The sequence below is a fragment of the Paraburkholderia sp. SIMBA_027 genome (assembly GCF_046535315.1).
In the GTDB taxonomy this organism is placed as follows: Bacteria; Pseudomonadota; Gammaproteobacteria; order Burkholderiales; family Burkholderiaceae; genus Paraburkholderia; species Paraburkholderia tropica.
In genome coordinates this window covers 1-425 of the sequence record NZ_JAWRWY010000120.1, presented here as the reverse complement: position 1 = coordinate 425, position 425 = coordinate 1, and the positions used below count along the sequence as shown (strand labels likewise).

The 425-nt window shown below is 69.2% G+C and carries 1 protein-coding gene; it reads right to left on the bottom strand.

Translation table 11 applies throughout. The annotated features are described in order from the left end of the window. The coding region (locus tag SB764_RS38400) for a condensation domain-containing protein (RefSeq protein WP_410866520.1) at window positions 1-425 on the bottom strand (425 nt) is incomplete at both ends.

Here is a 425-nt window from a genome sequence, read left to right as displayed (position 1 = left end):
ATTGATGAACATACCGAAGGCACGGTCGGCGTCTTCGCCGCTGCTCAGGCGGCCCATCAACACGGTGCCGAACACCACGTCGCGGCGTGCGGCCAGATGCCCGACCACCTGGCCCCAGGCCAAGTGGTACAGGCTGGCATTGCTCACGCCCAGGCGCCGGGCCTGGGTGCGCAGGCGCTGCCCGAGCAGCTTGGCCACCGGCACGCTGGCTTGGGTCACGCCCTGGCCATCGCCCTGCACATCCTGCAAGCCGAACGGCAAGCTCGGCTCGTCGACGTCGCCCAGCATCTCGCGGAAGAACGCCTCGTGGGCGGCCTGGCTAATGCCCAGGCGGGTCTGCGCCACGTAGTTGCGGTACGGCACCGACGGCGCCAACCGATCGCCGCGACCTTGCATCACGGCCTCGATTTCCTGGCCCAGCAGCG